Here is a 2,420-nt window from a genome sequence, read left to right on the forward strand (position 1 = left end):
GTCGACGATGTTTCCCTCGACTTCAACGGGAATGATCTTTGCGTCCGGGCCAAGGCAATCGCCCTCCGGAATAGGCCCGAACACGGCACGCGCTTCGTCGCCAAAGCGTGTGACCGTGTCCTGGCTCTCGGAGGCCGGCTCCCAGAATATGTCGTCGTTGGCTTCGCGGACCGCCGTGGCAAATGCAACCTCCTCGGTCCACGACCACCCGCTCGGTTGCTCGAGGGACTTGCTTGCTGAGGCCGGAACCACGATTCCAGCAATCAGCGCGGCCCCGACTTTCAAGGCGACGCGCAACTGCGAAACTCAACGTCCCATGGGTTCGAACACGGGTGTGTCGGCATAGACCACCAACAAGTTGAACCTCCAGTTCTGGTCGCTGTCTCTCAGTAGGGTCGCTCTCACATCCGCCGTATAGTCCGGCTCGGGCAAAACGCGATCGCCTTCCAGACGCTGGATTGTGACAAGCATGGTGGTCTTGGAGTCCAGGGCGTCCTCTCCCGTTTTGCTTGCGCGAAGGAGAGTGTTGGACAGGAAATGCCGCGGCTGGAACACGCTGGCCAACGCGGCGAATTCCCCCTGCATCGTCGTCTCAATTTCGTTGGCGGGCGCGGTGAACACTTGAGTGTTTCCCCCGCCTGTGCAGACCTCGTACCTGCCTGTCTTCGCGAATAGGCCGGCGAAATTCTCCGCGTTGCGCTCGTCGAGCGCCCAAGCATAGCGGCTGAACAGGTCTTCTATGTCGGCCCGGTCGTCCGCAGATAAATCCGCGCCGCCCCACTGAAACGTCGGGCCGTCGCTTGGTGCATAATCGGGCATCTTTTTCGTACATTCTACAGCAAGCGCAGCCCCGCTTACCACAACAGACATTCCAAGACAGAGAGTGAGTGCGATCATTGTTGACCGATAGGCGGAGAAGAATTCCTTGCAGTCATTCATGACATCCCCTTTCCTCGACAAATATGAAACATGCGTGGAAGAAAAACAAACCTGCATTTCTGCGTGACTTCTGATATAAACAAGCAGACACGTCCTCACCCGCCAGGCCGAACAAAGAAGCTATTGCCCGGCCCGGAATCTCAACGTCAATCCGCCGATGATCGTGGCCTTGTCGCTTCCGACATCGATTTGCCACACTGTAACTATACCTTTTCTTTTTGCGTTGCGAACGGTCAGGGTGACTGCAACTTCCTCTAGGGGAGCCAGCTTGAAAGGCTTTCCGATCCCGAACGGCTCACCCGATACTTCCCAGCCGGCAGGCGCCGCCACCTGGAGCGCGGTTTCCAGCGCTCTGTCAAACGGATTGCGAACGACGATTCTCTCTCTAAATGCTGCAGTGGTCGGCAGGTTCAGATAGTTGCGATGGGTGACATTGTTGTCAAAAGGCGTAATGCTGTCGACAAGAAAGGCTGCCTTGGAGACTGGCGAGATGGGATCTTGGGGAGAATCCACCATCGCCACCAGGCAGAAGTGGTTCGAAAACGTCGAGTCGACGGCGGGAGCCGGAAAGTCGAACGCCACGATCTGCGCAGCGTCGCCCATTCCCTCCGCGGCTGAGGCTCCTGAATAGGCGAGATTTGTGACCGCGCAGGCTGTCGTGCCGCCGACAGCACAGTCAAGGGGATGCCATTGAGAGGCATCGGCGGAATCAGACGGGAATTGCTGCCAGAAGTCCGCAGGCAGCGGCGGAAGCGCTGTACCGAACTGCGTCCAGTAAAGCTTGACGCCTGCCGTTGCTGGCGTCTGTGGACCGCGATTGCGCAGGCGTACGTATACTTTGTTTGTCTCCCCGCTGATGGCGCTGGGCGTCTCATCGTCGAAGGCCGAGAAATTGGCGGCAGTAGGCGTCATCTGATAGGGCGGAGCATCGACCTTGATGTCCATGCTTTCCCAATGCGCGATAGTTCCACGTGGAGCTTCGAACCGCGTATTGCTGGGTTGCTCGGTGTTGCCCCAGTCCAGGCGATTGTCCCGTAGGAAAATATCCACGCCGTCATGACCGCCCAAACCCGCAGGGGCGATGACGCGAAGAGCCTCGTACGCGTTGATCCGCCCCCGACCATGCGTGGGGCGGCCGGACCCTGGGGCGCTGTATCCATTGCCAGGGGAATATGCGCCTGCCGAATCTTCTATCTTGTCTGCCGTGTCCTGCAGCAGATTCTGCACCTGTAATCGGGTCAGGGCCGGAGCCGCGGTGATGAGCAGGCCGCTGACCCCTGCGGCCAAAGGCGTCGACGATGATGTCCCGATAAAGCAGTTCGTGTAGTCAAGCGCATCATTTGAAGACGATGACTGCTCCGGGCAGTCATCCAGAATATCGTTGTTGTTGTAGCCCGCAGCACCGGTCATATCCGTCGTGGTGATCCAGGCTGTCCCTGTGCCCGCCGAAATTGTCGACAGCCAGGCGGTTGGAGCCAGAA

Annotated in this window: 2 protein-coding genes and 1 pseudogene; all 3 read right to left on the reverse strand. The window is 58.6% G+C overall.

Annotated elements, in window-relative coordinates; translation table 11 throughout:
- Nucleotides 1-297: pseudogene (locus E5W70_RS30605) on the reverse strand (hypothetical protein); the annotation flags it as partial.
- A 9-nt stretch (nucleotides 298-306) separates the two neighbouring features.
- Entirely contained in the window at nucleotides 307-939 is a 633-nt protein-coding gene (locus E5W70_RS30610; RefSeq protein WP_292664998.1) for a nuclear transport factor 2 family protein, read from the reverse strand.
- A gap of 120 nt (nucleotides 940-1,059) precedes the next feature.
- Nucleotides 1,060-2,420, reverse strand: a 1,361-nt coding sequence (locus tag E5W70_RS30615; RefSeq protein WP_292664999.1) for a S8 family serine peptidase, incomplete at its 5' end; no start/stop codon positions are given.

The organism is Mesorhizobium sp. (assembly GCF_005063415.1).
In the GTDB taxonomy this organism is placed as follows: domain Bacteria; phylum Pseudomonadota; class Alphaproteobacteria; order Rhizobiales; family Rhizobiaceae; genus Mesorhizobium.